Source organism: Roseobacter sp. EG26 (genome assembly GCF_049830555.1).
GTDB lineage: Bacteria > Pseudomonadota > Alphaproteobacteria > Rhodobacterales > Rhodobacteraceae > Roseobacter.
The window spans coordinates 1-2,178 of sequence record NZ_JBNBLH010000041.1 but is presented as its reverse complement, the minus strand read 5'-3'; the positions used below and the strand labels follow the sequence as shown (position 1 = coordinate 2,178).

Here is a 2,178-nt window from a genome sequence, read left to right as displayed (position 1 = left end):
CGGGCGTTTGTTCGCAGTGCAGCGCTCAAATCAGAAAAAGAGATTCAATCCCGCCATTGATACGATTAGAAAAAGAATAGTCATGACGCCGCCAGAACGAACGAAGTCGATCACCCTATAGCCTGCGGGGCCCATGATCAGAGCGTTGACCTGATGGGTTGGGATAAGGAAGGAATTGGAGGTCGAAATCGCCACTGTCAGCGCAAAGACCGCCGGGTCGCCTCCGGAGGCCAGCGCTATCGAAACCGCAAGCGGTACAAGCAAGACAGTCGCACCAACATTCGACATCACAAGCGTAAATGCCGTTGCTAAAACCGCCAGGCCCGCCTGCAGCCCCCAAATTGGCCAACCGTCCAGCAAGCTTAGGATTTGCCCGGCAATCCATGTCGCGGTTCCTGTGTTTTGAACTGCCTGACCTAATGGAATAAGAGAGGCTAGCAAAAAAACCGTGCTCCAGCTGACCGCGTCATATGCCTCGTCTATCGAAAGCACGCGACTCAAGATCATGCCCATAGCCCCGGCAAGCAGACACAAGGACAATCTGACGTCAGAAAACAGGATCAGCATCAGAGCCATGGCAAAAAACGCCAAAGCCCAACCCACCTTATGGGGTCGAAGCTCTTCCTGCGGGAAGTCAGATGTCACCACGACAAAGTCCCTGTCCGACAAAAGCTCTGTTAGCCTGTCCCATTGAATGTGGACTACCGCCGAATCGCCTGCCTGCAATGGGACTTGACCGATATGTGTGGCGTCATGGTCTTCGGTCTCAACATGGCTTAACGTCTCTGCCCCGCGATGAATCGCCAACAGCGAAATCCCATGGGTTTGACGCAAACGCAGATCGATAGGGGTGTGGCCAATCACGCTGGATCCCGGCGGAATCACCACCTCGGCCACGCCCGATTGGGTGGCCGCGAAATCATCCGCAAACACATCCAGCTGAGGTAAAATTTCTAACCCATAGGGCTCGGCGAATTCCTCTAGAACGACCCGGTGCAGCCCCAGAACGGCAAGTCGCGCGGGAGCCTCGATTGTGGTATCGGCCATCGGAGCAATTACTTTGTGACCCCGGTAGGATGTGCCCAGAATATACATGTGATGGGCGACCATCAGATCAGCCAGAGATTGTCCGATAAGAATGGACCCTTCCGGAACGCGCACTTCGAACATATCGGCGCGCAATCCATAGGTGTTTTCGATATAGGTCTGCATCGATCTGGCAGAACCCGCATCGGTCCCCCAATCCCGTTGTGCTGGCAGAACCCAACGCCCGAACAAGACGAAGTATAGAATTCCTGTCGCCACCAGCATTGCCCCGATAGGCGTGACCGAGAATAGTCCGAACGCTTCCATCTTTATTTCCGCCGGAAGATTTTCGTTCGATGCGTGTATCAAATCATTGAGCAAAATCAGCGGGGAAGAGCCAACCATAGTAATCGTCCCACCCAAAATGGCACAGAAACCCATTGGCATGAGCAAGCGGCTCATCGGAATCTCAGTGCGCGCTGAAATGCGGCTGATCACAGGCAGAAACAAAGCCGCCGCCCCGACATTCTGCATGAATGAGCTGATGACACCAACCACACTGGAGACAATAGGAATGATCCGCGCCTCAGTTGTCCCGCCCCGTCTAATGATCAACGCTGCCACTTTGGACATCAGGCCGGTCCTATCCAGCCCCGCGCCTATGATCATCACCGCAATGATCGAAACAACGGCGTTTGATGAAAAGCCAACAAAGAGGTTTGAGACATCCGCCAGATTGTTGAGCCCTGGCAGATAACTGAGCCCGCCCAAAAGCAGCATCACCAGAACCGCCGCCACATCTATTCTCACGATTTCTGAGACAAAAAGAAAAACCGTAATTGCCAGCAGCACCAGGACCACAATCATTTCGTTTGTCAGTATTACTGTTTCCAAGTCCGCCTCCTGGGGCCAACCTAGACATACGAGAAAAAGCTCGGCATAGCCAAGTCACGTCGCACTTTGAGTCCAGCACCCGTTTTTCGTCAACCATTTTGCGGCAATCGGCAGTGGGTGAGTGTGCGTACAATTGTGATCCATAGATCGTAGCAACACGGGAACCAGGTTCGGTTCGCAATTCGCCGATTAGCGATAAAATTGGATTCTGAATGAATTCATTGGCGTTAAGTCTATTCCAATCTCTGACTAGTTTTA

Annotated in this window: 1 protein-coding gene; it reads right to left on the bottom strand. The window is 52.8% G+C overall.

What is annotated here, in order from left to right; translation table 11 throughout:
* Positions 1-30: 30 nt before the first annotated feature.
* Entirely contained in the window at positions 31-1,893 is a 1,863-nt protein-coding gene (locus tag ACOTTU_RS24880) for an SLC13 family permease (protein WP_425662213.1), read from the bottom strand.
* Positions 1,894-2,178 lie beyond the last annotated feature (285 nt).